21 protein-coding genes are annotated in these 24442 nt (G+C 71.6%); 4 read left to right on the top strand and 17 right to left on the bottom strand.

Features of this window, described 5'->3' with window-relative positions; genetic code table 11:
* Nucleotides 1-255 precede the first annotated feature (255 nt).
* Together ABGA98_RS41100 and ABGA98_RS41095 are read left to right on the top strand one after the other, a co-directional pair.
* A complete protein-coding gene (locus ABGA98_RS41100) occupies nt 256-453 on the top strand; it encodes a thioredoxin domain-containing protein (protein ID WP_347623900.1) in 198 nt (65 codons plus the stop codon).
* Entirely contained in the window at nt 450-1667 is a 1218-nt protein-coding gene (locus ABGA98_RS41095; protein ID WP_347623899.1) for a Cmx/CmrA family chloramphenicol efflux MFS transporter, read from the top strand. The genes ABGA98_RS41100 and ABGA98_RS41095 overlap by 4 nt, the downstream gene beginning before the upstream one ends.
* A gap of 82 nt (nt 1668-1749) precedes the next feature.
* Here ABGA98_RS41095 and ABGA98_RS41090 read toward each other — a convergent pair whose 3' ends face one another.
* From ABGA98_RS41090 to ABGA98_RS41025, 14 genes are all read right to left on the bottom strand, one after another.
* On the bottom strand, nt 1750-2877 hold the full coding sequence (locus ABGA98_RS41090) for a thiolase (RefSeq protein WP_347623898.1): 1128 nt from the start codon (nt 2875-2877) through the stop codon (nt 1750-1752).
* Entirely contained in the window at nt 2874-3281 is a 408-nt protein-coding gene (locus tag ABGA98_RS41085; protein ID WP_347623897.1) for a Zn-ribbon domain-containing OB-fold protein, read from the bottom strand. The genes ABGA98_RS41090 and ABGA98_RS41085 overlap by 4 nt, the downstream gene beginning before the upstream one ends.
* Before the next feature lie 54 nt (nt 3282-3335).
* On the bottom strand, nt 3336-3848 hold the full coding sequence (locus ABGA98_RS41080; RefSeq protein ID WP_347623896.1) for a VOC family protein: 513 nt from the start codon (nt 3846-3848) through the stop codon (nt 3336-3338).
* Nucleotides 3849-4252: 404 nt separating this feature from the next.
* On the bottom strand, nt 4253-5917 hold the full coding sequence (gene ettA, locus ABGA98_RS41075; RefSeq protein ID WP_347623895.1) for an energy-dependent translational throttle protein EttA: 1665 nt from the start codon (nt 5915-5917) through the stop codon (nt 4253-4255).
* A gap of 161 nt (nt 5918-6078) precedes the next feature.
* Nucleotides 6079-7278, bottom strand: coding sequence for a GGDEF domain-containing protein (locus ABGA98_RS41070; protein ID WP_347623894.1), 1200 nt, complete (start codon nt 7276-7278; stop codon nt 6079-6081).
* Between the two features lie 590 nt (nt 7279-7868).
* Nucleotides 7869-8525 carry a single-stranded DNA-binding protein gene (locus tag ABGA98_RS41065; RefSeq protein ID WP_347623893.1) on the bottom strand — a complete coding sequence of 219 codons (657 nt, stop codon included), beginning with the start codon at nt 8523-8525 and terminating at the stop codon, nt 7869-7871.
* A 137-nt stretch (nt 8526-8662) separates the two neighbouring features.
* Nucleotides 8663-10288, bottom strand: a complete 1626-nt coding sequence (locus ABGA98_RS41060; RefSeq protein ID WP_347623892.1) for a GTP-binding protein — start codon at nt 10286-10288, stop codon at nt 8663-8665.
* Nucleotides 10285-13344, bottom strand: a complete 3060-nt coding sequence (locus ABGA98_RS41055; protein WP_347623891.1) for a hypothetical protein — start codon at nt 13342-13344, stop codon at nt 10285-10287. The genes ABGA98_RS41060 and ABGA98_RS41055 overlap by 4 nt, the downstream gene beginning before the upstream one ends.
* 62 nt (nt 13345-13406) lie before the next feature.
* Nucleotides 13407-14639, bottom strand: a complete 1233-nt coding sequence (cobA, locus tag ABGA98_RS41050) for a uroporphyrinogen-III C-methyltransferase (protein ID WP_347623890.1) — start codon at nt 14637-14639, stop codon at nt 13407-13409.
* A gap of 81 nt (nt 14640-14720) precedes the next feature.
* On the bottom strand, nt 14721-15734 hold the full coding sequence (gene speB, locus ABGA98_RS41045) for an agmatinase (RefSeq protein ID WP_347623889.1): 1014 nt from the start codon (nt 15732-15734) through the stop codon (nt 14721-14723).
* A 17-nt stretch (nt 15735-15751) separates the two neighbouring features.
* Entirely contained in the window at nt 15752-16840 is a 1089-nt protein-coding gene (gene cobT, locus ABGA98_RS41040) for a nicotinate-nucleotide--dimethylbenzimidazole phosphoribosyltransferase (RefSeq protein ID WP_347623888.1), read from the bottom strand.
* 97 nt (nt 16841-16937) lie between these two features.
* On the bottom strand, nt 16938-17783 hold the full coding sequence (locus ABGA98_RS41035; RefSeq protein WP_347623887.1) for a sirohydrochlorin chelatase: 846 nt from the start codon (nt 17781-17783) through the stop codon (nt 16938-16940).
* Nucleotides 17784-17853: 70 nt separating this feature from the next.
* On the bottom strand, nt 17854-19029 hold the full coding sequence (gene cbiE / locus ABGA98_RS41030; protein ID WP_347623886.1) for a precorrin-6y C5,15-methyltransferase (decarboxylating) subunit CbiE: 1176 nt from the start codon (nt 19027-19029) through the stop codon (nt 17854-17856).
* Between the two features lie 81 nt (nt 19030-19110).
* Nucleotides 19111-20190 (bottom strand): GNAT family N-acetyltransferase, encoded by a 1080-nt coding sequence (locus ABGA98_RS41025; protein WP_347623885.1) that lies wholly within the window; start codon nt 20188-20190, stop codon nt 19111-19113.
* Between the two features lie 77 nt (nt 20191-20267).
* On the opposite strand from ABGA98_RS41025, the gene ABGA98_RS41020 reads away from it, so the two are divergent.
* Both ABGA98_RS41020 and ABGA98_RS41015 read left to right on the top strand, forming a co-directional pair.
* On the top strand, nt 20268-20675 hold the full coding sequence (locus ABGA98_RS41020) for a DUF2795 domain-containing protein (protein ID WP_347623884.1): 408 nt from the start codon (nt 20268-20270) through the stop codon (nt 20673-20675).
* A gap of 1 nt (nt 20676) precedes the next feature.
* Nucleotides 20677-21696 carry a Vms1/Ankzf1 family peptidyl-tRNA hydrolase gene (locus tag ABGA98_RS41015; RefSeq protein WP_347623883.1) on the top strand — a complete coding sequence of 340 codons (1020 nt, stop codon included), beginning with the start codon at nt 20677-20679 and terminating at the stop codon, nt 21694-21696.
* Here the strand turns inward: ABGA98_RS41015 and ABGA98_RS41010 are convergent.
* The 3 genes from ABGA98_RS41010 to ABGA98_RS41000 are packed head-to-tail and all read right to left on the bottom strand — an operon-like array spanning nt 21686 to nt 24358.
* Nucleotides 21686-22243: an LUD domain-containing protein gene (locus ABGA98_RS41010; RefSeq protein ID WP_347623882.1), complete on the bottom strand. Its 558-nt coding sequence runs from the start codon at nt 22241-22243 to the stop codon at nt 21686-21688. The genes ABGA98_RS41015 and ABGA98_RS41010 overlap by 11 nt on opposite strands.
* On the bottom strand, nt 22230-23630 hold the full coding sequence (locus ABGA98_RS41005; protein WP_347623881.1) for a lactate utilization protein B: 1401 nt from the start codon (nt 23628-23630) through the stop codon (nt 22230-22232). Before ABGA98_RS41005 ends, ABGA98_RS41010 begins: the two co-directional genes overlap by 14 nt.
* Nucleotides 23627-24358, bottom strand: coding sequence for a (Fe-S)-binding protein (locus ABGA98_RS41000; protein ID WP_347623880.1), 732 nt, complete (start codon nt 24356-24358; stop codon nt 23627-23629). The genes ABGA98_RS41005 and ABGA98_RS41000 overlap by 4 nt, the downstream gene beginning before the upstream one ends.
* Nucleotides 24359-24442 lie beyond the last annotated feature (84 nt).

The raw sequence follows: 24442 nt of genomic DNA, 5'->3' as shown, positions 1-24442 counted from the left end.
CATCATCGGACGCGGAGGTGATCGTCAAGATCACGAAGGACCCGCGGCGCACCGCCGGTTTCGACGGCCCGGTCTCCACCGGTCGGACCGGCGTCCGGGCGGCGGGCAACACCGCCGATCCCACACGCCCAGGTCATCAGCGCCGCCTTCGCCATCGACACCGACCTGCCGGACGAGGACGTCGACCGCGCCCTCCACCAGCACCGCGCCCAGACCGCCACCACCCCCAAGCCATCCTGACAAGGAGTTCCGCACATGCCAGCACCCACCCGGAGCCCGGTGGACACCGTGACCGAGCGAACATTCGCCGAACGTGTCCTCCGGCCCGAGCGCCCCGTTCTGATCCGGTTCTGGACCACCTGGTGTCATTCCTGCCGGAAACACCTGGCCGCCCGGCACGTCGTCGAGCAGCAGGTGGTCCCGGCCCTGAGGAAAGGGGATGACGCGGGATGAGCGTGGACACGGCACGGCCGCGAAAGACGGCCACCCGAGGGAGGCTGCCGCTCGGTGTCTACCTGCTCGCGTTCAGCCTCTTCGCGATGGGCAGCGCGGAATTCCTGATCGCGGGGATCCTGCCGGCGGTCGCGGACGACCTGCGCATCACGCTCCCCTCGGCCGGCGCGCTGATCTCGGCGTTCGCCGTGGGCGTCGTCATCGGCGGCCCTCCCCTGGCCGTCATGACACTGCGCTGGCCACGACGGACCACGCTCATCGGCACCCAGGCCGTCTTCGCCGGCTCCGTCGCGATCGGCCTGCTCACCGGCAGCTACCCGGTGCTGCTGGCCACCCGCTTCCTCTGCGGCCTCGCCTACGCGGGGTTCTGGGCGGTGGCGGCCGTCACCGCGATCGGCCTCGTCACGCCGGACCGCACCGCACGTGCCTCGGGGGTCGTCGTCAGCGGGCTCAGCCTCGCGATGATCGCCGGCGGCCCGGCGGGCGCGTCGCTCAGCTACTTCACGGGTTGGCGGGGCGGATTCTGGGGCGTGGTGGCCCTCACCGTGGCCGGGGCCGTACTGACCCTCCTGACGTTGCCCGCGACGACCGCGGCCAAGGAGCCCAGCGTCAGACGCGAGCTTCGCACCATGCGGCAACCGCAGTTGTGGGTGGTCTACGCCGCCACCGTCCTGAGCACTGCCGCCTACATGATCTCGTTCAACTACCTGGCGGCGTTCCTGACCGAGGTCACCGGCATTCCCGGCGTGTGGGTCCCCGCGGTGCTCGCGCTGTTCGGCGTGGGCGCTTTCATCGGTTTGTCCATCGGAGGCCGGATCGCCGATCGGTGGCCCACTCGCGCACTGCTCATCGGGGCGACCGGGATCCTGGCCGGCTCCGTCCTGCTCGCGGTCCTCGCGCGGCACGCGCCGGCCGTCATCCCCCTCGTCCTGCTGCTCGGGATCGCCGGTTTCGTACTCAACCCGGCCATCTACGCGCGGGTGTTCACCATCGCGTCAGACGCGCCCACGCTTGCCGGGGCCACCACCGTCTCCGCGTTCCAGCTCGGCATCAGCCTCGTCCCGGCGCTCGCCGGGGCGGCGCTCAACGCCGGCGCGGGCATCACCTCCGTCACGTGGATCGGCGCCGGCCTGGCGGCGGCCGTCGTGCCGGCCGTCCTCGCCGACCGGATGATCTCGCGTCGCGGGCCGCGCCAGGGTTGGAGGTCGCCGTGACACCGCCTCGCGCTGCTGGGCCCGGGCGCTCGACGAGGCAGGTGGCGTCGAAGAGGGCGGGCGCTCGGCGAGGACGGCGGGGTCAGGGGAGGCGGTTGGCGAGGATCAGGGTGGCGGCCGAGGCGAACATGCCGCCGTTCCCCAGCACCACACCGACCTCCACCCCCGGCACCTGGGCCGCCGCCTCACCGCGCAGTTGCCGCACCGACTCCTGGATGGCGAACATGCCGTACATCCCCGTGTGCGTGTACGACAGGCCGCCGCCGTTCGTGTTCAGAGGGAGGCGGCCGCCCGGTGACGTGTGGCCCTCGGCGATGAAGGCGCCGGCCTCTCCCCTGCCGACGAACCCCAGGTCCTCCAGGCCGTAGATCGGCACGTGGGCGAAGGCGTCGTACACCATGAGGTGGTCCACGTCGTCATGGCCGATCTTGGCCTCGGCGAAGGCCGCCTCGCCCGAGAGCCGGAACGCCTTCGACGTGGTGAAGTCCTCCATCTGCGAGATGATCGGGGACTCCGCCGACTCCCCCGAGCCCAGCAGGTAGACCGGCGGCCGGCGGGACAGCTCCTCCGACGTGACGATCAGGGCACCGCCGCCGTCCGTCACCAGGCAGCACTCCAGGAGGTGGAACGGGTACGCCACCATCCTCGACGCGAGCACGTCGTCCACCGTGATCAGGTCGCGGTAGAGGGCGCGCGGGTTGAGATGGGCCCACCGGCGCTGGGCCACGGCGACCTCCGCCAGCTGCTCGTGCGTCAGGCCGGTGTCTTTCATGTAGCGCAGGGCCGTGATCGTGAACGACGTCGTCGGGCCCGCCACCCCGTACGGCAGCTCGAACTGGCCGATCAGCGAGTCGGGGCCCATTCCGTAGCGGCCCGCGCCCACCCGTGATCTGCCGGACTCGCCATGGGTGATCAGCACCGTCCGGCACAGGCCGGCGCGGATCGCGGCGGCGGCGTGGCGTACGTGGAAGAGGAACGACGAGCCGCCCACGCCCGTGCCGTCCAGCCAGGCGGGGGTGATGCCCAGGGCGTGGGCGATCTGGATCGGGCCCGGGGTTCCGACTGTGGCGATGCCGTCTATGTCGTCCTTCGTCATGCTCGCGTCGGCGAGCGCGTTCCTTGCGGCCTCCAGGTGGAGTTGCATGGTCGAGTGGCAGGGAAGGCGGCCCAGCGCATCGGTCTCGGCGGCGCCCGCGATCACGACGGTCATCCGCGGCCTCCGGCGGGCTCGAAGAGGGGCACGTGCACGTCCCCCCGCTGCTCGAACACCACCCGCAGCTCCATGTCGAGCGGCAGGTTCTCGGGGGTGCCGGGGACTCCCACGATGTTGCTCATCATGCGCACGCCCTCCTCCAGCTCGACCACCGCGATCGTGTAGGGGGCATCGTCCCCGAAACCGGGGGCGGGCCGATGATTGATCACGTACGAGTAGAGGGTCGCGCGGCCGCTGGCGCGTACCCATTCGACCTGGTCGCCGCCGCAGTGGGGGCAGCTCGGCCGGGGATAGAAGTAGTGCCGCGCGCACGTCTGACAACGCTGGATCCTGAGCTCGCCCGCGGCCGTGCCGTCCCAGAACGGCTGGGTCTCGGGCGTGGGCTTGGGTACCGGCTTCATCGGCTCCCCTATCTGGTTCTAGAATCTCACTCTAGATCCAGTTCGGGCAGCCCTTCAAGGGCTCGGGACGCCGTCGCCGTCCCTGCCCCGGCCCGACAGCACGTCTTCGAGCGTCGGACGGGAGTCGCCGGGAAGGCGCGGCCCCGGCTGGGCGAGCTGGATCAGCACCCCATGCGCCTCCTTCGGGTGCAGGAACACCTCACGCCAGCGCGGGTCGGCCGTGTTGAGGCCGTGCAGGCGGTAGCCGCGGGCGGTCAGCCTGGCCACCGCCTCGTCCAGGTCGCGGACATGGAAGTTCAGATGGTGAACGCCGCCCCTGCCTCTGGTGAGCTCGAAGAAGCTGTCGAAGAACGCCGAGCCTGACAAGGGCTCCATGAGCTCGACCTTGCCGCCGTTCGCATACGTGAGTTGCAGCGTGCGGTAGCCGGCGATCCGGTGGTCGCCACCGCCGCCCAGATGCCGGCCGCCCAGCAGGTCGCGGTAGATCGGCAGCAGATCCCTGATCCGGGGAGCGGCCACGGCGGTGTGGTCGAAGGACACGTCGAGGCCGTCGAGTTCGAGATCCAACGCGGGGCTCCTTAGGTGGGGCGATCCTAGAATGCGATTCTAGCGGTCGCGGTTCGCACCGCCTTGGCAGGCGTCCGAGCGCCATCACGGCCAGGGATGTCCGGAGCCGGCCACCAGGCGCGACACGAAACGCCGCAACCGGCTGACTTCGCACCCGGGCAGAAGAGCACGGACGGCACATGCCCAAGAGACACACCCGAATCCCTGCCGTGTCGCCACCCAGACGGCCGACGGGCCCGCCGTAACGGCGGGCCCGTCGTGCGGGTCAGCGGGCGTCACCCTGGAGGCCACCAGCCACGGTCGGCGGATGGCGTGACCTTGGCTGTGCCGTAAAGGATGAAGCTCTTCTCCGGACCGATCCCGTTACGGACCGATCCCGTCTTACAGATCCCCGTCCGGGCGGATCACTCCCGGTGCAGCTTCCGGTAGGTGACCCGGTGGGGACGGGCGGCGTCGGCGCCCAGTCGCTCGATCTTGTTCTTCTCGTAGTCGGCGAAGTTGCCCTCGAACCAGAACCAGTTCGAGCCCTCCTCCCACGCCAGGATGTGGGTGGCGATGCGGTCGAGGAACCACCTGTCGTGCGAGGTGATCACCGCGCAGCCCGGGAATTCGAGCAGCGCGTTCTCCAGCGACGACAGCGTCTCCGTGTCGAGGTCGTTGGTGGGCTCGTCGAGCAGCAGCACGTTTCCGCCCTGCTTGAGGGTGAGCGCCAGGTTGAGCCGGTTGCGCTCGCCGCCGGACAACACCCCCGCCTTCTTCTGCTGGTCGGGCCCCTTGAAGCCGAAGGCCGCGATGTAGGCCCTCGACGGCATCTCCACGTTGCCGACCTTGATGTGGTCGAGCCCGTCGGAGACGACCTCCCACACGTTCTTGCCGGGGTCGATGCCACCGCGCGTCTGGTCGGCGTAGGAGATCTTGACGGTGTCGCCGACCACGATGGAGCCGCTGTCAGGCGTCTCCGAGCCCGTGATCATGCGGAACAGCGTGGTCTTGCCGACGCCGTTGGGGCCGATGACGCCGACGATGCCGTTGCGGGGCAGGTCGAACGTCAGCTTCTCCATCAGCAGGCGGTCGCCGAACCCCTTGGTGAGGTCGTCGGCCCTGATCACCGTGGTGCCGAGGCGCGGGCCCGGCGGGATCTGGATCTCGTCGAAGTCGAGCTTGCGGTGCTTGTCGGCCTCGGCCGCCATCTCTTCGTAGCGCTGGAGGCGGGCCTTGCTCTTGGTCTGGCGGGCCTTCGGATTGGAGCGGACCCACTCCAGCTCGTCCTCCAGGCGCTTCTTGCGCTTGACGTCCTTCTGCCCTTCGACCTTGAGCCGCTGGGCCTTGGCCTCCAGGTAGGTGGAGTAGTTGCCCTCGTAGGCGAAGGCGCGGCCCCGGTCGAGCTCAAGGATCCAGCCGGCGACGTTGTCGAGGAAGTAGCGGTCGTGGGTGACGGCCAGCACGGTGCCCGCGTATTTCTCCAGGTGCTGCTCCAGCCACTGCACGCTCTCGGCGTCGAGGTGGTTGGTGGGCTCGTCGAGCAGCAGCAGGTCGGGCGCCTCGAGCAGCAGCTTGCACAGCGCGACCCGGCGGCGCTCACCACCGGACAGCTTGGTCACGTCGGCGTCGGGCGGCGGGCAGCGCAGGGCGTCCATCGCCTGCTCGAGCTGGCTGTCGAGATCCCAGGCGTTGCGGTGCTCCAACTGGTCCTGGAGCTTGCCCATCTCCTCCAGCAGCTCGTCGCTGTAGTCGGTGGCCATCTGCTCGGCGATCTCGTTGTAGCGCTGGAGCATCGCCATCGTCTCCGCGACGCCCTCCTGCACGTTGCCGAGGACGGTCTTCTCCTCGTTGAGCGGCGGCTCCTGCTGGAGCATGCCCACCGAGAAGCCGGGCATGAGCTTCGCCTCGCCGTTGGACGGCTGCTCCAGGCCGGCCATCATCCGGAGCAGCGTCGACTTCCCGGTGCCGTTCGGCCCCAGGACACCGATCTTGGCTCCGGGCAGGAACGACAGGGTGACGTCGTCAAGGACAACCTTGTCGCCGTGCGCCTTGCGCACGCGCTGCAGCGTGTAGATGTACTCCGGCATGCTCTCTAGCTTAGGGGCTCCTGGCCCAGGCTTCCGCCGCTCCCTCCGACCGGCGCGCAGGCTGGCACCCGGCCGGCCCGCCGACGTCCTCGCGCTGCGACCGGACGGCGGCACGCCTGATCTCGAACGCGAGCACACCACCACCCGGCCCGGAACGGCAATCACGGGGCGGGGTCGTCGGGGAGCGGTCGTGAGGGCGGCTGCATGACGGGGACGCAGACGCGGTCACGGCCGAGCTCCTTGGCTCGGTAGAGGGCCAGGTCGGCGGCGGCCAGCAGCTCGATCAGGTCGTCGCCGTGCACGCTCATCAACGCCACGCCGACCGAGATGGTGACTCTGATCAGGGCGTCGTCGGCGGGGACGGCCATGTGGCCGATGCGGGTGCGCAGGCGCTCGGCGACCCGGCGCGCCTCGTGGATGTCGGCCCCGGGCAGGAGCGCGACGAACTCCTCACCGCCGAACCTGCCCACCACGTCGTAGTCGCGCAGCTGGCTGCGGAGCGTGGCCGCCAGCCCCACCAGCACCTGATCGCCCACCAGGTGGCCATGGGCGTCGTTGACACGTTTGAAATGGTCGATGTCGATGATCAGAAGCGCCAGAGTGTCGCCGGTGCGGCGCGCCCGGACGATCTCGGTGTCGGCCTCGCGCTGCCAGGCGGCCGCGTTGAGCAGACCGGTCTTGGCGTCGGTGCGGGCGGCGGCCTGGAGCTGGGCGTGCAGGAGGCTGCGCTGCAGCAGCACCACCGGCGGCAGCGCGAGGAGCAGCAGCACCAGGTTGACGCCGCAGCCGATCGACACCGTGACGCCGAGGCAGAGCTCGACGATGTCGAGCAGCAGGCTCTCCTTGTTCCACAACACCTCGCGCCAGGGTGTCTCGGGGTCGGCGGTGTGCGCGGCGATCGCGATCAGGGAGATGTTGAGCAGCGAGAAGAGCGCGGCCGCCGCCACCGCGTAGAAGATCGGCCCGCCGTCGCCCTGCGACAGCGCCCACGGGTCGTCGACGACACGATGGAACGCCAGGGAGGCCACACACCCCGCCAGGCCGATGGCGGCCGAGCTGAACACCCGCCGATAGAGCACCGTCGCCCTCACACGCACCTGCAGCAGGATCTGCAGCACGATCGGCGAGAAGAGGGCGTAGACCGGCGGCAGCAGCAGCGCCACGGGCAGCCACCAGGCGGACAGCAGGTCTCGCGCGACTCCCGCGGGCATGCCGAGACGCCTGGTCGCCTCGATGCACACCGCGCCGCACCCCATGAGGGCGCAGAACATCAGCAGATCCCGCCACCGCAACGAGGTGGACGCCCCGAGCACCACCATCGCGATGAGATCGAGACCGACGATCGCGCACAGATAGATCACAAGCGGGCGGCGTTGCCCAAGCAACGGCCATCGACCAGCGAGTGTTGACACACCGTCATGAGACTTGATCGAGGCGTGACCAGTCGCCGCCATCGCATCTCCTCCCTCACTAACGATGTGTAACACAATAATTGCGGAGTGTGCGTTGCGCGATGGGAACCGATACGTTGATATGGACCCAACTCCCGCTCAGTCCATGAGCGGGCGGTGTTGTGGAGCCGTGCTGGAAAGGAGCAGCCATGGTGCGGGGCGTGACCTGGACCTATCAGGTGCCTTGACCACCTGATCAGAGCTACACTCCATCGGCCGCCCTCGGGGTGCCAGTTCGGGCCACGCCGGTGTCCCCTCCCCCTCCGCTCAAGCCACGCCTGCCCGCTCTCCCAGCGTGTGACCATCTCCTCCTTGCCGTCTGCGTGGCATGTGGCAACCGCCCGACCGGCCTCCCGGCGACGCCCGCCTTCCCGGGCCACCATCGGCGCGCGCCCCTCGGGGACACCCTCCGCGCCGCCCACGCTGAACCCCGGGCGCGGCGGTGCCGGGTGTGCTGGACAGGGGGCATCGGGCGGCGTCGATGCCCCCTGCGTGCGGGTCTACGCAGCCGCGCGTTCCTCCAGCTTCACCTGGCGCTCCTCGTCGCCAGAGCGCTCGTCTCCGGTAGCGGAGCGGTCGGCTTCGGCCCCGAGGATGCGAACCGTGCCGCCCTTCGACCGGGCTGGAACTCCGGCGGTGTCATCCTTCGACGGAGTGACGGCGCCGGTGGTGTCGGTTCCCGGGGTGGGCTCGGGGCGGGACAGGGGCCGGAAGGGGCGCGAGCCCATGGCCCAGTCGCTGGTCTCCTCGTCGAGGCGCTCGCGCATCTCCTTGCTCATCGAGCCGAGCCCGCCGCCGCGCTCCGGCTTGGCGAAGACGCCGGTGCCCCAGCGCAGGTCGTGTCCGACCGCGCTGGCCTCGATCTCGGGCACGAAGCGCCGGTCGCCCTCCGCGCCGAACTCGCGGATGCGCAGCTTGCCCGACACCACCACGGGCTGGCCGGCGCGGATGGAGGCTGCGACGTTGTCTCCCAGGGCACGCCAGCAGCGAACCGTGAAGCAGACCTTCTCACCGTCTGTCCACTGGCCCGTCTTCCTGTCGAAGTAGCGGTGTGAGGTGAGCACCCGCAACGAGGTGACCTTGGTGCCTTCGTCGAAGCTGTATTGCCTCGGCTCCGCTGCGACGTTTCCGGTGAGCGTGACGTAGATGTCATTCATCCCTTTGCCTCCCCATGTGGCGGGCCGGGTGCCCGCGATCTGGGGCCCAGAGTGCCGCGGGGAGGCGTGGCGGCGGAGTACGGAACGCGGTTCTGTGGACAGAGGGAAGGGCGGCGGGAGAGCCTGTGGACGGAGGGTCAGACCGACAGGTCCCGCAACGCGGTGAAGAAGGAGTGATGGCGGCCCAGCTCCCGCTCGACCGGCTCCACCACCATCGTCGCGGACACGGCGGCCACCCTGCGCCTCATCTCCCGCTCCAGCCGCTCACGCTCCCGGGACGCGCCCAGCTCGACGAAGTTGCGGGCGGCGATGCCCGACAGCGCCCCCAGCCCCAGCACCGAGGCCATCATCAGCCCCACCCAGGGGAGCGCCGCGCCCTCGCCGAGCAGCTCCAGCTGCGGAGGCAGCTGTCCCGGCACGAGCAGCCCGGCCACCAGCCAGACCACCCCGGCCACGAACGCCGCCACCAGGGTGTACTGCCACACCTTGAGCGCGCGCCACCAGCCGGGTATCCGGTCGAGCTGCGGCGCCACCTCCGTGAGGTCCTCGGTCAGCGCCTGCGGGAGCTGGCCGGAGCGCGACCGGGCGGCCTGGTGCACCGCGGAGCGCCACACCGGATGCATCCCGGCGGAGAGCCCGTCGGCGAGCGCCTGCACGGCGTTGGCGACCTCGGCCGACTGGGCGCTCACGGAACCGGTCGTGATGCCGCGGATCTCCGCGCTCACGTCCTCCAGGCGCAGGGCCTTCAGCGGATCGGGGCGCAGCTTGGCGAACCACCGAGGGTACGGCCACCCGACCCACTGGCCGGACCGCTCCGCGTAGACGTTCTCCATGGCCTCACCCACCGCGGGCACGCCCACGGCGTCGCAGAGCGCGTCGGTCAGCCCCATCCGGCGGGCCTCGCCGACCGACGACGGCGCGGAGAGCGCCTCGCCGAGCGGCATGGCCTCGCCGAGGCGCTGCTCCAGACGGTGCAGGTCGGCCTCGAGCTTCTGGATGGCGGCGCGCCGCCGGGAGACGGCCGTCGCTATGACGCTCTTGAGGCTTTCGACGCCCCGCCCGGTGACCGCCGAGGTGGGAACGACGCTGGGGTGGTCGACGCCTTCGCGGCGCAGCAGGTCGTTGAGGTCGATGACCAGCTCGGCCAGCTCCTCGGTGGTGAGCCGGTCGGCCTGGTTGAGCGCGAACACGGTGACCGCGTCGTGTCCCGCCAGGTCCGTGACGTAGCGCCGATGCGTGGAGGCGTCGGCGTATTTCTGCGGGTCGAGCACCCACACCACGAGGTCGGCCAGCCCGATGAGCCGGTCGGCCTCGGTGTCGGTGAGCGCCCTGATGGAGTCGTGGTCGGGCAGGTCGAGCAGGATGAGCCCGTGCAGCTGGCTGTCGCCCTTGTCTAGGGCGCTGGCGCGGGAGAAGCGGTGCCGCCACTGGATCTGCAGCCAGTCGAGCAGCGGCCCGGCGCCCTCCAGCCCCCACACGCAGGCGTGGGTGCGGGCGGTGGTCGGCCGGCGTACGCCGGTGGGCGAAAGCTCAAGCCCGGAGATCGCGTTGAACAGCGACGACTTGCCGCTGCCCGTGCCGCCCGCGAGAGCGACGACGGTGTGCTCGGACGACAGCTTGAGCCGGTCTCCGGCCCGCAGGAGCACCCCGCTCGCCTCGTCGAGCAGCTTCTTGTCCAGCCGCCCCGGGCCCAGCTCCACCACCTTGGTGAGCGCGGTCAACCGTGGAGCGAGCCCCGGCCTGGTGGTCGTGGTGGTGGTCATCGAGCGACCTCGAGGTTGTACGTTGCCTGGTAAAGGCGGGTTGCGACGGACTCGTCGGGGATGCCCGCGGAGTCGAGCGCTTTCACGTAACGCATGGCTTCCTCGTCGAACAGCATGCTGATCCTCGTGCGCAGGTCGCTGAGCGCCTTCGCGCCGATGCCGCGCAGGGACTCGGCACCGAGCAGGGCGTTGACCAGCCGGTGCGGCACGCCCTCGCCGTTGCTCCCGCTGAACATCGCGACCATGAAGATCAGGGCGAGCGAGTCGGGGTCGAACGAGACCAGCTTCGACACCGACCGCTTGGCCACACCCTCCGTGCGTACGAGCTCGCCCAGGTGATCCTGCCAGGAGGCGATGGCACGGCCCGTGTGGCGGATGAGGTTGTCAGAAGGGCTGTCGAGGCCCTCCGAGATCTTGGCGCCCAGCTCAGAGCGGTGCCGCCATCGCGCCACCACCTCCTCGGAGGCCCGGTGGGCGGCGGCGACGATCACTGACTCGAGGCCCGTGCGGATCGCCGCCTTGAACGCCAGCACGCGCTCGGGCGCCTGCTTGGCCGCCTTCCCGCGCCTGCGCAGCTGCAGGGAGCGCATGAGGTCGCCGGAACCGGCGAAGTCCTGCCATCGTGCCAGCACCTCACCGTGCAGCAGCGAGCCGTTCTTGTACGCCTTGTCGATCTCCATCAACGCGCCGCGGAAGGCCGCCTCCACGTCGCTGCGCAGCTCGGTCCTGAACGCGACCTGTCCCTCCAGATGTTTGGCCAGCGCGGGTACGCGGGTGCGGAAACTGTCCAGCACGCCGTTGAGCGTCTCGCGTACGGCCTGCGCCCGGCGATCCTCGTCGACGGAGAGCTCGGCCAGCCAGAGCCGCAACTCGGTGACCTCGCTGTCGGGCAGCCTGCCGTCCGCCACCTTCGCCTCGTTGATGACGAACCTGTCGATGTCGCCCATGCCGTATTCGGTGAGCATGCGGACGAAGTGCTTGAGCACGACGTCGGCGGAGCGGGGCTGCACGCGCGACAGCACGATGGCGAGCCGGGCGCCCCGCTCCTTGGCCAGGCGCAGCAGATTCCAGGCCGGGGCGTCGGCGTAGCGGGCCGCCGTGGTCACGAAGATCCACAGGTCGGCGGCGTCGAGCATGCGGTGCGCGATGTCGTGGTGCTCCTCCACGACCGAGTCGATGTCGGGGGTGTCGAGCAGCGCGACGCCCTGAGGGAGCTTCTCGGTCGAGACGACGACCAGGCTGCCCGGCCCGGCGTCGGGCGTGGGCGCGTCGAGACGCTGGAGACCGCCGAGCAACTCGCCCTCCGCGAACCACGCGCGGTCGTCCGGGTGGCAGGCCAGGACGGGGGTGCCGGTGGTCGGGCGGCGTACGCCGGTGCGCGAGACGGTCTTCTCGGCGAGCGTGTTGACCAGGGTGGACTTGCCGGCGCCGGTCGAACCCGCGACCACGATGAGCGCGGGAGCGGCGCTGGTCCTGACCCGGGGCAGCACGTAGCCCTCGAGCTGGGCCAGCAGATCGGCCTGGGCCTGCCTGGCCTCGTCCACGCCCGGCAGATCGAGCCCGAAGTGCAGGTCGGCGACGCTCTCGCGGAGGGTGTCGAGGGCGTTCGTGAGCGCCTCGGCCGCCTCCGCCGGCAACTCCTCACCGGCCGCCTGCCCGCCCGCTTCCTGACCACCGGCCTGCTCGGCCCCACTGAGCGCCTCGTCGTCACCGGCAGCGTCGGACGCGCCTGACCCGGCGACCGCGTCGACGATCTCCTCGCCACTTTTGCCGGTCGCGACACCGCCTACGGTCTCGGGACCACCACCGGTCGCGACGCCTCCGGCGGTCTCGGCTTCGCCGCGCGACCCCGCGTCACCGATCGCCGCCGCCTCGGCGGTCGGCTCCGGCTTGCCGGCCGCTCCCGGCTCGCCACTCGTTCCCGGTACGCCGGGCTCCGCGGGCACGTCGACCGCTCCCGGCTCGTCACCCGTCAGTGAGGCACCGGGCTTCGCGGGGTCGTCGGTCGTTGCCGGCGCCTTCGCCTTCCTGGGAGAGTCGCCGGCCTGAGGCTCCGGCTCGTCGGCCGGCGATTCGCCGGAGCGCGGCTCATTCGACGGTCGCCCGCCGGCGGTCCGCTTACCGGGCCGCCGTCCGCTGGGTGAACGCTTGCCGGGGGAACGCTTGCCGGACGACCGGCCGGCAGGGGAATCCTCGCCGGAGAGCGGCGCACCGGCGGTCTGCTCACCGGCGAGTTCTTCGTCAGCAGGCCGCACCCCGGCGGGCTCGTCGGCGGGCCGCACGCCGGGAGATTCCCCATCGCGGGCTTGGGCTGCCGCCTCGGTGGGTGACTCTCTGGTGGCGCGTTCCGTGGTGACCGCGCCCTTCGACGGGGCCGGGCCCTCGCCGCCCGGCCCCTCCGTCTCCGTGTCACCGGCGGCACGTGCGGGGGGTGTGCCCCGGACGGCAGGCCTGCGCGCGAAGAGGCTGGGGCGCGCGGGTGGCTCGTCCTGCGCCGGGGCTTCGGATCCGGCTGCGGGCCTGGCACCGGCCTCGAGCCCGGAATCGGCGTCGGCTCCGGAACGGTCAGAGGGCACGGAACGGGCTCCCTGACCGGAATCCGGCTGAGGACCGGAACCGGCGCCGGGCCCCGGACGGGTGGCGGGCCCGGGACGGGCGGCGGGCTGACGCGTGAACAGGCCGCCGACGGCAGGAGACCCCTCGTCCGCGGGCTGCTCTTCGCGGGCGGCAGGGCCGCGGCCGGAAGGGCCGTCATGAGGGGTCTTGCGGGGGCCCTGGCCGCCGAGCGAGGCGGGCTTGACGAAGAGGGAGGGGCGTTCGGCGGCGCCGGGGTCGTCGGGAGCCGAAGGGGCGCGCAGGGCGGCCGGCTTCTCGAACAGGGACTGCCGTCCTGACGGCTCCTCGGCGGGCTCGAGCGCAATGGAAGGATTCTCGGCCACCGCAGGCTGCTGCGAGGCCGACGGCTCACGTGCGCGTCCGTCCACCGCCTCCGGCTCCTCTCGCGCCCTCTCCGGGGCGCTGTCGTCCCGGACCTCGTCGAGGTCATCGTCAGTCACCGGGCGGAAGCTCATCGTCTGCTCCCCGGGGGACTCTCGCCGCCCGTCATCCATGGCCGTGTTCACGGCAAGCGCTCCGCTCGAACCATCTCGACCTCCTGGCCGACCCTCACGACGTCACCGACGACGACGATCGCCGGCGGGCGGATCCCAGCCGCGGACACGCGGTCGGCCACGGTGGAAAGCGAAGCGGTGACCGCCCGCTGCGTCGGAAGGGTACCGTCCTGCACCACCATTACGGGAGTCTCCGGGGCACGTCCGTCTCGAACGAGTGCCTCGGCGACCTTCGCGAGCCGCTCGACGGCCATCAGCAGCACCAGAGTGCCCTGCGAACGGGCCATCGCGGGCCAGTCGACGGTGGACTTGGGATCGCCGGGCGCCACGTGCACGGAGATCACGTGGAACTCCTGGCTGACGCCTCGATGCGTGACCGGCACCCCGGCCGCGGCGGGGACCGCGACGGCGCTCGTGATGCCCGGCACCACCAGCACCGGGATGCCCGCGTGGGCGCAGGCGATCATCTCCTCGCCGCCGCGCCCGAACACGAACGGGTCGCCGCCCTTGAGCCGGACCACGAACTTGCCCTGCCGGGCGCGGTCGACCAGCAGCTCGCTGATCGTCTCCTGGGACAGCGCCCTGCCGTAGGGGACCTTGGCCGCGTCGATCAGCTCGACGTCGGGGGCGAGCTCGTCGAGCAGGGCGCGGGGCGCGAGCCGGTCGGCCACCACCACGTCGGCCTGCGCGAGCAGCTGGCGGCCGCGCACGGTGATCAGGCCGGGGTCGCCGGGCCCGCCGCCGACCAGGGCGACGCCGACGGGTTTGGTGCGGTTGCGCCGGGCGTCGACCGTGCCGTCGCGCAGCGCACCGACGACGGCGTCTCTGATGCCGGCGGCCCTGCGCGGATCGCCGCCCGCGGTGACGGCCACGCTGATCTCGCCGACGCGGCCCGTCGCCGGGGTCCAGGCGGCGGAGGCGTCCTTGTCGTCGGCCCGCACGCACCACACGCGCTTGGCCTCGGCCTCGGCGGCGACCGCCGTGTTGACCGCTCTGTCGTCGGTGCAGGCCTGCACGAGCCAGGCGCCGTCGCAGTCGCCGACTTCGTAGGGCCGGGCGTGCCAGGTGATCCTGCCCGCGGCGATGAGGTCGTCGAGGGCCGGGGTCACGCCCGGCGACACGACCGTGACCTCCGCGCCGGCCTCCAGCAGCGCGGGGACCCGCCGCTGCGCGACGCGCCCGCCGCCCACCACGAGGACCCGGCGGCCGGAAAGCCGCAGGCCGAGGAGGTAGGGACCCATGGGGGGAATCTCCCATTCGCGAAGGTTGTGTTAGGAGGTAAAACCTACCGGCTGTCTCTGCGTCGAAGTGCTGCGCGCGGGCTAACGACCGTCAAGGAGCGGCTGACGGGGATCCCAGCGCGGCCCGCCCTGACCGTCCTTGCGGCGTCTGGCCATCGCTGACAAGGCCTCAAGGATAACCCGGTTACCGAGGTAGGCGGTGATGTCTGCGTGGTCGTACGGAGGCGCCACCTCCACCACCTCCATCCCCGCCACGGGCAGCTCGTAACAGATCCTGCGGACCGCGTCGAGAAGCTGCCTGGCCGTCAGCCCGCCGGGCTCGGGCGTGCCGGTGCCGGGCGCGTGACCCGGGTCGCACACGTCGATGTCGACGGACAGGAAGACCTGGTCGCAGCCGTCGAGTGCGATCTGGAACGACTCCGTCAGGCATTCCTCGAGCCCTCGGGCGACGATCTCGGTCATCTCGTACGAACGCATGTTCCTGGCGGCCATCCAGTCCAGCGTCTCCGGCTCCGGCCAGTAGCCGCGCAGCCCGAGCTGCAGGAACCTGTCGCCCCTGATGGCGCCGGACTCGATGAGGCGCCGCATCGGCTGGCCGTGCCCGTACAGGTGGCCGAACGAGATGTTCCCCGTGTCGGCGTGCGCGTCGAAGTGGATCATCGACGTACGGCCGGGCGCGTACGCCCTGGCGGTGCCCCTGGCGTCGGGCAGCGCGACCGTGTGGTCACCGCCGAGCACCAGCGGGACGGCGCCCGAGGCGGCGACGCGGTGCACCGCCTCCTCGATCGCGGCCAGCGAACCCTCCACGTCGCCCGAGTAACACTCGACGTCGCCCGCGTCCAGCACCCGCAGGTCGCGCAGGGCGTCGACGCGCAGCGCCAGGCTGGGCCTGGAGCCGTCGTGCGGCAGATAGCAGGCCTGGCGCAGCGCCATCGGCCCGAACCTGGCGCCGGGGCGGTTGGAGGTGCCCCCGTCGAACGGGGCGCCGACGATCACCACGTCGGCGCCTTCGTAGCTCGCCGGATCGGCCACGTCGCAGCGGTCGACGCCGAGAAACGTGATGTCGGGGCCGTACATGGAGCCGTAGCGGGACAAGCTCACACCTCCAGGTGTCACACGGGCTTCTCGGTCACCCCTGCCGCGTCGAACGTGGCCACGTCGTGCATCATCCGCACGGCCGCGCAGATCATGGGATGCGCGAGCAGCGCGCCGGTGCCCTCACCGAGCCGCATGTCCAGGTCTATCAGGGGGCGCAGGCGGAGGTGGGCGAGCGTGGCGGCGTGGCCGGGCTCGGCGGAGCGGTGCCCGGCCACGCAGTGGTCGGTGGCGGCGGGGTCGAGCGCGGCCGCCACGAGGGCCCCCGCGCCCGCGATCACACCGTCGAGGATCACCGGCACGCGGGCCGCCGCTCCGTACAGGATGAAGCCCGCGATGGCGGCGTGCTCGAACCCGCCGACGGCGGCCAGGGCCCGCAGCGCCTCACTGGGCGACGAGCCGGCGTCAGGCTGGAGCTCCTCGTGCGACAGGCCGTTGACGTGCAGCGCCTCGCGGACGACGGCGACCTTGCGCTCGTGGGTGCCGTCGTCGATCCCGGTGCCCCTGCCGGTCACCTCGGCAGGGTCCTTGCCGGTGAAGACGGAGACGAGGGCCGCCGAGGCCGTGGTGTTGGCGATGCCCATGTCGCCGGCGATCAGGCAGCGCGCGCCCTCGGCCACCAGGCCCCTGGCCACGACGATGCCGGCCTCCAGCGCCCTGACGGCCTGGTCGACGGTCATCGCGGGCCCTCGGGACAGGTCCGCGGTGCCGTACGCGATCTTGCGCTTGATGAGGTCGGGCGCGTCGGGCAGGTCGGCTGCGACCCCGACGTCGACCACCGTCACCGGCACACCCGCCTGGGCGGCGAAGGCGTTGGCGACCGCGCCTCCGGAGAGAAAGTTGGCGACCATCTGCACCGTGACCTCCTGCGGCCACGGGGAGACGCCGCGGGCGTGCACGCCGTGGTCGGCGGCGAAGATGGCCAGCGCCGCGGGTGCGGGCATGGGCGGCGGGCAGGCGCCCGCCGCGCCGGCGAGCCGGATCGCGACGTCCTCCAGCGCGCCGAGCGAGCCGCGCGGCTTGGTGAGGCGGTCCTGGTGGGCGCGGGCCTCGGCGAGTGCCCGCCGGTCGGCGGGGCGGATCGCGGCGAGCGTCTCTGCGAGCACGGCAACCTCCGGGTCAATGGACGAGCTGGAGCGGACCTCCGGGAGCGGGACGAGCTGGAGGGGGCGAACCTGTGTCGAACGGCCGTGGACCGGCGGGTCACGGAACGAGCTGGAGTGCTTCCTCGTATCGGTCGATCACGACGTCCGCCAGGGTCTCACAGTCGCCGATCACCTCGGCGCAGCGGATGTCGAGATCGGGGTGCCCCGCGCCGTACGCCAGCGCCTGCGCCCACACGCGCTCCAGCAGGCCGCCGGCGAACAGCAGATAGGGCACCACGATCACCCGCTTGGCCCCCAGGCGGCGGCAGCGCTCAAGCCCGCCGGGCACCCCGGGCGGGGTGACGGACACGAACGCGGTCTCGACCGTCATGAAGTCGTAGGCGTGCGTCTCCCAGAACAACCGCGAGACCCGGTGGATCTCGGCGTTGGCGGCCGCGTCGGTCGAGCCCTCGCCGACCAGGACGACAGCGGTGTCACCCGGCTCGACGTGCGCGTGGTGCTCCTCGGCGGGCAGCGAGTCGACGGCCCGCAGCCTCGGCCTGGCGCCCGCCAGTTCGAGAGCGCGCGGCCTGGAGATCTCGGTGGCGGCGTCGTTGAGCCGCTCGGCCAGCAGCGCGAGCACGCGGGGGTCGGGGCCGAGGGGACGGCCGTGGTCGCACATGAGCGTGGGGTGGCGCTGCTGCTCACGGGCCATCGCGGCGGGGAAGTCGTCGCTCACCCTGCTGAGGCTCAGCGGCAGCGCCACGAGCCGGTGGTGCCCCCTGGCGACCAGGGAGGCGACGGAGTCGCTCAGCCTGGGCGTGGCGCGCTCGAGGTAGCCGCCCGAGACGTCGGCGCCCGTCTGGTCGAGGCGGCAGCGGAGCCGGTGTACGAACCTGCCGAACTCCGCGGCGTAGGCGTCATCCTGTGAGCCCTGCCCGATCAGCAGGAGCGGCGGCTTCATTGTGAGGGATTCTCCGGTGCGCTAGACAAAGTCACGCGAGGATAACCGATGCACAGCGGTAGGGAACAGGTCACGTTGTGTGCGCGGGTGTCGCGTGCACGACGAAGACCGGCTCGGCGGCGGTCAGGTGGTGCGATCCGTCGGGGTCGTGGGTGAGCGTCGAGGCCAGGATCTGGGTGCCCTCGCCGCGGTAGCCCTGCTCGCGCAGGCGGCCGAGCACGGCGGGCACCTGCTCGAACTTCCTGACCACGCACACGAGCGAGCGGGGGCCCCGGGCGGCGCAGGCGACGATGACGTCGGGGCCGCCGCCGCCCACGTAGACGGCGTCGGGATCGGGCAGCGGCTCCAGTGCCGGCGGCGCCTGTCCCCTGGTCAGAGCCACTTTGACGCCATGTTGCAGCACGTTGGCGCGCAGCCTGGCGCACGAGTCCTCGTCGCGTTCGACGGCCACGACGGCCGCGCCCAGCCTGGCGCACTCGACGGCGATCTCGCCGGCGCCCGCGCCCACGTCCCAGACCAGGTCGCCGAGGCGGGGGCCGAGCTTGGCCAGGATGTACGCCCTGGCCTGCGCGGGCAGCGCGCCCTCGAACGGCAGCGCCCACTCGGCCGGCCCTGGCCGCGCCCCCGCGACCCAGCTCGGCTCCTTGGGCTGGTGGAGCGGGTCGACGACGAGCACCACGTCGGGGTCCTTCCACGGCCGGGTCGTGGCCTCCCCCATGCGGCTGTGGGTGACGCGCTCGTCGGGCCCGCCGAGGTCCTCGCACACCAGGAGCGCGCGCGGCGTGGTGGGCGCCAGTTCCCTGGCGACCTCGCCGGGACCGACGCCGGGGGCCACGAGCAGCGCCACCTTCGGGTGGGCGCGGCAGGCGTTGACGACGCGGCCGAGCTCGGCGGGGCCGGACGGGGCGACGACGAGCGCGTCCTCCCAGTTGAGCCCGGCGCAGGCGAAGGCGCGGGTGACCAGCGACATCGCCGGCAGCACGGCCGGCTTGGCGCCGTGGGCCCGCAGGGTGCGTACGATGCCGAAGAAGCCGGGATCGCCCTCCGCGAGCACGACCACGGGCCCCTCGCCGTGTTCGAGATGGTCGTCGAGGGTCTCCAGCAGCGAGCCGTCGGACACGGCCGGCGCGGAGAGCTCGAGCTGCCCCAGGATGGCGTCGGGACCTATGACGAGCCGGGCCTCGCGCAGTTTCTCCGCCGCCCTGGGGGAGAGCTCCGATCCGTCCCAGCCGACCACCGTGATCATCACGCCTCACCGTCCCTCATCTCAAGGGTGACGGCTACCGGGTGGTTTCACAAAGGGTGGAGGGGAAAGTCCGGTGTGCCTTCAGGCCAGGTCGGACGGGATGAGGCTGTAGACCACCAGGTCGTCGCCGCCGAGCGAGGCGCGGGCGACGCCCTCGCGGACGAAGCCGGCCTTCTCCGCCACGCGCTGGGAGGCGGTGTTCGGCACGGCCACGCGCAACTGGAGCCGGTTGAAGCCGTGCCGCTCGAACAGCCAGCGCGCGATCGCGAGCACGGCCTCGCCCGCGTACCCCATGCCCCGCGCCCGGGGGGCGGTCATGTAGCCGATCTCCGCGGTCCGGTGGGACCAGTCGACGTCTCTGAGGTCCACGGTCGCGGCGTAGCGGCCGGTCTCCTGCTCCACCGCGGTCCAGGCGATGCCCGCGCCCCTGATCCGGGTGCGCTCGCAGAAGTCGATGAACTCCCGCGCGTGCTCTTCGGTGTAGCCGCGCGGCACGCCCGTCCTGGCCTGGGTGACCGGGTCGGCGGCCGTGACGGCCAGGTCGGGGACGTCGCCGGGGGCGGGCGGCCTGAGCAGCAGCCGTTCCGTGCGCAGCTCCGTCCTGGGCAGGGTGTCGGTCGGAACGCGGCGGTCCTCGCGCAGCAGGCCGAACATGACGAGGTCGTGCGGGCCGTCGTCGCCCAGCACCGCGGCCCGCAGCACGCCTTCCCAGGTGAAGCCCGCTTTCTGGGCCACGCGGAGCGAGGCGATGTTGCCGATGTCGGCGGTCAGGTCGATCCTGCGCAGTGCGGTGGCCTCGAAGGTCCAGGCCACCAGCGCGCGTACGGCCTCCGTGGCGAAGCCGCGGCCGCGGTAGAGCGGGTGGACCCCGTAGCCGACCTCGGTCGTGCCGGCGCTCCAGGAGGTCTTGAACAGGCTGATGGCGCCCACGACGAGGCCCTCGGCGTCGATCATCGCCAGGTGGACGCCCTGCCCCGAGCGGCGCAGCTCGTGCACGCCCCTGGCCAGCCAGGCGGGGACGCCGGAGGCCCTGTCGGGCGCGCCCGGCGGCAGGAACCGGGCGTGCGACGTGACGATGGCACGGATCCGCGCGGCGTCCTGGAGGCCGAACGGACGCAGCGTCAGCCGTTCCGTCGCGATGCTCACGTCGGGATCGAACACCCTCGGCAGGGTACACACTCGCGATGTTTGCCCACGAAAGCAGGGGTAGGGGCGCAGTTGAGAGGAGTGAGAGCACCATGGAACGTGGGAGCGACAAGCACGGTCCCCGGCTGGACGAAGAGCAGAAGCACGAGACCGAGGGCATGGTCCGCGGCGGTGGCACGACGCACGCCGAGGAGTGGAAGGAGCCCGAGGCCATGCCCGCACCCGGCGAGGAGTCGCAGTCGTACCCGCCAGGACACGAGCCCGGCACCCCGGAGGGCATCACGCGACGCGGGGCCGACGTCCGCAGCGATCTGGCCAAGTGGCTGAGCGACGCGCACTGGCCCGCGTCGAAGCAGGACCTGGCTCGGCACCTCGCACGTGTGGACGCGCCGGACCAGGTGGCCGACATGGTGGACTCCCTTCCGGAGCGCCGCCGCTTCACGAATGTGGCGGAGGTGGCGGAGGCGCTCGGGCTCGGCGTGGAAAAGCGGAGGTGGTGACGTGCGGCTCGACCTCATCCGCCCGCTGTACGAGCGGAAGGGCCCGTACGCCTCCGTCTACCTGGGCGCGCTCACCATCACCGAGCGCAAGGCCCAGTGGCGCAGCCTGCGCGACCGGCTGGAGGTGAACGGCGAGAGCCGCAAGGCCACCCTGGACGCCCTGGAGGAGGAGGCACGCCTGGCCACGCCGGGCCGGGCGCTGTTCGCCGCCCACGAAGACGTGGTGCTGGCCGAGCCCTTGGCGGAGCCGCCTCCCCTGATGGCTCTGTGGTCGCCGCTGCCGTGCGTCACGCCCATGCTGGCGCGGCGAGGCGAGAACGTGCCGCACATCCGGGTGATCGTGGACCACGCGGGGGCGGAGGTGACGGTGTTCGGCGCCGGGTCGCCGCGCAGGACCGTCGTGGAGGCGGCCTCGTGGCCGCTGCAGAAGACCTCCCAGGGCGGCTGGTCGCAGAAGCGGTACGAGCGGGCGGTGGACGAGGCATGGGAGAAGAACGCCGTGGCCGTCGCGCAGGAGATCGACGAGCAGGCGCGCCGCATCGGTCCCGAGCTGATTTTGGTGGCGGGCGAGGCCAAGTCGCGGTCGTACCTGCTGCAGCACCTCGGCACCAAGACCGCCGACAGGGTGCTGATGGTCGAGCACGGCAGCCGCTCCAACCACGGCCAGTTCGAGGAGGACGTGGAGCGGGCGCTGGACGGCTGGCTCGACCGCAAGCGGGCCGAGCTGCTGGAACGTCACCAGGAGACGGACGGGCCGACCGGGATGGCGAGGGTCGCGCACGCCCTGCGCGAGGGCCGGGTGCAGGCCGTGCTCACGCCCGGCGAGTTGCCGAAGCCGGTCTGGATCGGCGAGGGCGGCACCCAGCTCGCCACCGACCCGGACGAGCTGCGGCGCTGGGGCGTGCCCGAGCCCGTACGGGAGCGCTCCGACTCCGCGCTGGTCAGGGCCACCGCGATGACGGACGCGGAGCTGTGGTTCACCGACGCGGTCGCCGACGTGGCGGCCGTGCTCAGGTACTGATGATCACTTCGAGCGTTCTGGGGCCGTGCACGCCTTCGACCCGGTTGAGCTCGATGTCGCTGGTGGCCGAGGGGCCGCTGATCCAGGTGAGCGGGCGCGACGGGTCGAGCCGGGCGACGGCCTCCGGCACGCCGGCCACGATCTGGCCGGCCCGCACCACGCACAGGTGGTAGTCGGGGACGAGCGTCTGCGCTCTCGTTCCCTGCCCGGGGCCGTGGTCGAGCACGATCGTGCCCGTCTCCGCGATGGCCACGGCGCACCCGGTGATCACGCCGTCGGCCGTGCCGAGGTCGGGCCAGCCGCCCGCGCGGTCGAAGCCGTCGGGGACGATCATCCGCCGGTCGCCGGCGAGCTCGTCGATCCTGCCGGGCACCTCGCCTTCGGGCATGACGTGCACGATCGCGCGGTAGTCGTCGACGCGCTCGGCGAACAGCCCCACGAGATCGTCCACCCGCTGGGTCGTGCGGTAGCCGCGCGGGATCTCGACGTCCTCCGCGCCCGCCACGGCCCGGCCGATCCTGGCGAGGATCTCGTCACGCGCGCTCATCCGGCCCTCCTCGCTTCCACCAGTCCCTGAAGGACTCGGCTGGGATCTCGGGGAGATCCCGGGTGTCCGTCCACGCCGACGCCGGCCCCGGCAGCCGTTTCGGCAGCAGCCCGCGCAGGCGGGTGGCCGCGCGCTGGGCCCCGGCGAGCCGTACGTGGTCGTTGAGTATCCAGCCGGCGACCTTCATGCCCGCCCGCTCGGCGGCCGCGTGAGGGGCCTTGGAGCGCAGGTCCACCAGGACCTCCGGGATGTCGATGGCGACCGGGCAGACGTCGTAGCAGGCCCCGCAGAGGCTGGAGGCGAACGGCAGCGAGGCGTCGAGCTCGGACGACATGCCCCTGAGCTGCGGGGTGAGGATCGCGCCGATCGGGCCGGGATAGACCGAGCCGTACGCGTGGCCGCCCGCGCGCTCGTAGACCGGGCAGACGTTCAGGCAGGCCGAGCAGCGGATGCAGCGCAGCGCCTGGCGGCCCACCTCGTCGGCGAGCACGTCGGTGCGGCCGTTGTCGAGCAGGACCAGGTGGAAGTCCTGGCCTTCGACGGCGCCCGTCCACATGCTCGTGTAGGGATTCATCCGCTCGCCTGTGGAGCTTCTCGGCAGGAGCTGGAGGAACACCTCGAGATCCCGCCATGAGGGGAGGAGCTTCTCGATCCCCACCACGCTGATGAGCGTCTCGGGGAGGGTCAGGCACATGCGGCCGTTGCCCTCCGACTCCAGCACGACGAGGGTGCCGGTCTCGGCCACCATGAAGTTCGCGCCGGAGATGGCGACCTTGCTTCTGAGGAAGCGTTCGCGCAGGTGAAGCCGGGCCGCCTCGGTCAGCGCGGGTGGGTCGTCGGTGAGGTTCTCCGGGACCTCGGGCATCTTGTCGAGGAAGATCTCCCGGATCTCCGACCGGTTGCGGTGGATCGCGGGGACCAGGATGTGGCTGGGGAAGTCGTCGCCGAGCTGGACGATCAGCTCGGCGAGGTCGGTCTCGTACGCCGCGATGCCCTGCTCGGCCAGCGCCTCGTTGAGCCCGATCTCCTGGGTGGCCATCGACTTGACCTTGACGACCTCGCGCTCGCCCGTGGCCTGCACCAGGCCGGTGACGATGCGGTTGGCCTCGGCGGCGTCCCTGGCCCAGTGGACGGTGCCGCCCGCCCTGGTCACCGCCTCCTCCATCATGACGAGGTAGCGGTCGAGGTTGCGGAGCGTGTGATCCTTGATGGCCTTGCCGGCCGCGCGCAGCTCCTGCCAGTCGGGCAGTTCGGCGACGACGCCGGCGCGCTTGCCCCGGATGGTGTGGGTGGCTTTGCGGAGGTTGTAGCGGAGCTGGGAGTTCTGTACGGCCTGCGAGGCGTTTTTCGGGAAATTTCCAGGCATGCCGAGGAACGTCGCACTCATTGGGCCTCCTCCGTCGATGCGAGAATCTCGGCCAGGTGCATCGTCCTGACCCCCGTCCTCTGGCGGCTCAGGGTGCCGCCGATGTGCATCAGGCACGAGTTGTCCGCCGCGCAGATCACCTCGGCCCCCGTGTCCAGGATGTTGCGGGTCTTGTCGGCCCCCATCGCGGCGGAGACGGCCGGGTTCTTGACGGCGAACGTGCCGCCGAAGCCGCAGCACTCCTCCGCGCCGGGCAGCGGCACGAGCTCGAGCCCGCGGACGTTCCGCAGCAGCCTGGCCGGCCGGTCGCCCAGGCGGAGGCCGCGGAGCGAGTGACACGTCGGGTGATATGTCACCCGGTGCGGAAAATATGCGCCTACATCGTCTTTCTTCAGAACGTCGACCAGGAACTCCGACAGCTCGTACACCTTCGGCGCGACCTCGGCGATCGCCGCCGCTCCCTTGCTGCCCGGCCGGGCCAGCTTCGGGTACTGCTCGCGGACCATGGCCGCGCACGACCCCGACGGCGCCACGACCGCGTCATATCCGGCGAAGACCTCGGTGAAGTGCCGCGCGAGCCGCACGCCCTCCTCCCGGTAGCCGGTGTTGACGTGCATCTGCCCGCAGCAGGTCTGGGTGGCCGGGAAGTCCACGTCGCAGCCGAGCCTGCGCAGGAGCGACACGACGGCCTTGCCCGTGCCGGGGAAGAGCGTGTCGTTCACGCATGTGATGAACAGGGCGACTCGCACAACTCTCCCTCTGAGGTATGGTCCGACCACAGTATGGTCAGACCATATCGAACTACACTCTTTCCGGCCACCATGGGGAGGTTC

The sequence above is a fragment of the Nonomuraea sp. B1E8 genome (assembly GCF_039871515.1).
Taxonomy (GTDB): domain Bacteria; phylum Actinomycetota; class Actinomycetes; order Streptosporangiales; family Streptosporangiaceae; genus Nonomuraea.
The sequence above is the reverse complement of the archived record's forward strand: the minus strand, read 5'-3'. Positions and strand labels throughout refer to the sequence as shown.

Excerpts from the sequence above, each read along its gene's own strand:
- ABGA98_RS41100 (WP_347623900.1), top strand. The coding sequence starts at position 256 with ATGCCAGCACCCACCCGGAGCCCGGTGGACACCGTGACCGAGCGAACA.
- ABGA98_RS41095 (WP_347623899.1), top strand. The coding sequence starts at position 450 with ATGAGCGTGGACACGGCACGGCCGCGAAAGACGGCCACCCGAGGGAGG.
- ABGA98_RS41090 (WP_347623898.1), bottom strand. The coding sequence starts at position 2,877 with ATGACCGTCGTGATCGCGGGCGCCGCCGAGACCGATGCGCTGGGCCGC.
- ABGA98_RS41085 (WP_347623897.1), bottom strand. The coding sequence starts at position 3,281 with ATGAAGCCGGTACCCAAGCCCACGCCCGAGACCCAGCCGTTCTGGGAC.
- ettA (WP_347623895.1), bottom strand. The coding sequence starts at position 5,917 with ATGCCGGAGTACATCTACACGCTGCAGCGCGTGCGCAAGGCGCACGGC.
- ABGA98_RS41065 (WP_347623893.1), bottom strand. The coding sequence starts at position 8,525 with ATGAATGACATCTACGTCACGCTCACCGGAAACGTCGCAGCGGAGCCG.
- ABGA98_RS41060 (WP_347623892.1), bottom strand. The coding sequence starts at position 10,288 with ATGACCACCACCACGACCACCAGGCCGGGGCTCGCTCCACGGTTGACC.
- cobA (WP_347623890.1), bottom strand. The coding sequence starts at position 14,639 with ATGGGTCCCTACCTCCTCGGCCTGCGGCTTTCCGGCCGCCGGGTCCTC.
- ABGA98_RS41035 (WP_347623887.1), bottom strand. The coding sequence starts at position 17,783 with ATGAAGCCGCCGCTCCTGCTGATCGGGCAGGGCTCACAGGATGACGCC.
- cbiE (WP_347623886.1), bottom strand. The coding sequence starts at position 19,029 with ATGATCACGGTGGTCGGCTGGGACGGATCGGAGCTCTCCCCCAGGGCG.
- ABGA98_RS41020 (WP_347623884.1), top strand. The coding sequence starts at position 20,268 with ATGGAACGTGGGAGCGACAAGCACGGTCCCCGGCTGGACGAAGAGCAG.
- ABGA98_RS41010 (WP_347623882.1), bottom strand. The coding sequence starts at position 22,243 with ATGAGCGCGCGTGACGAGATCCTCGCCAGGATCGGCCGGGCCGTGGCG.
- ABGA98_RS41005 (WP_347623881.1), bottom strand. The coding sequence starts at position 23,630 with ATGAGTGCGACGTTCCTCGGCATGCCTGGAAATTTCCCGAAAAACGCC.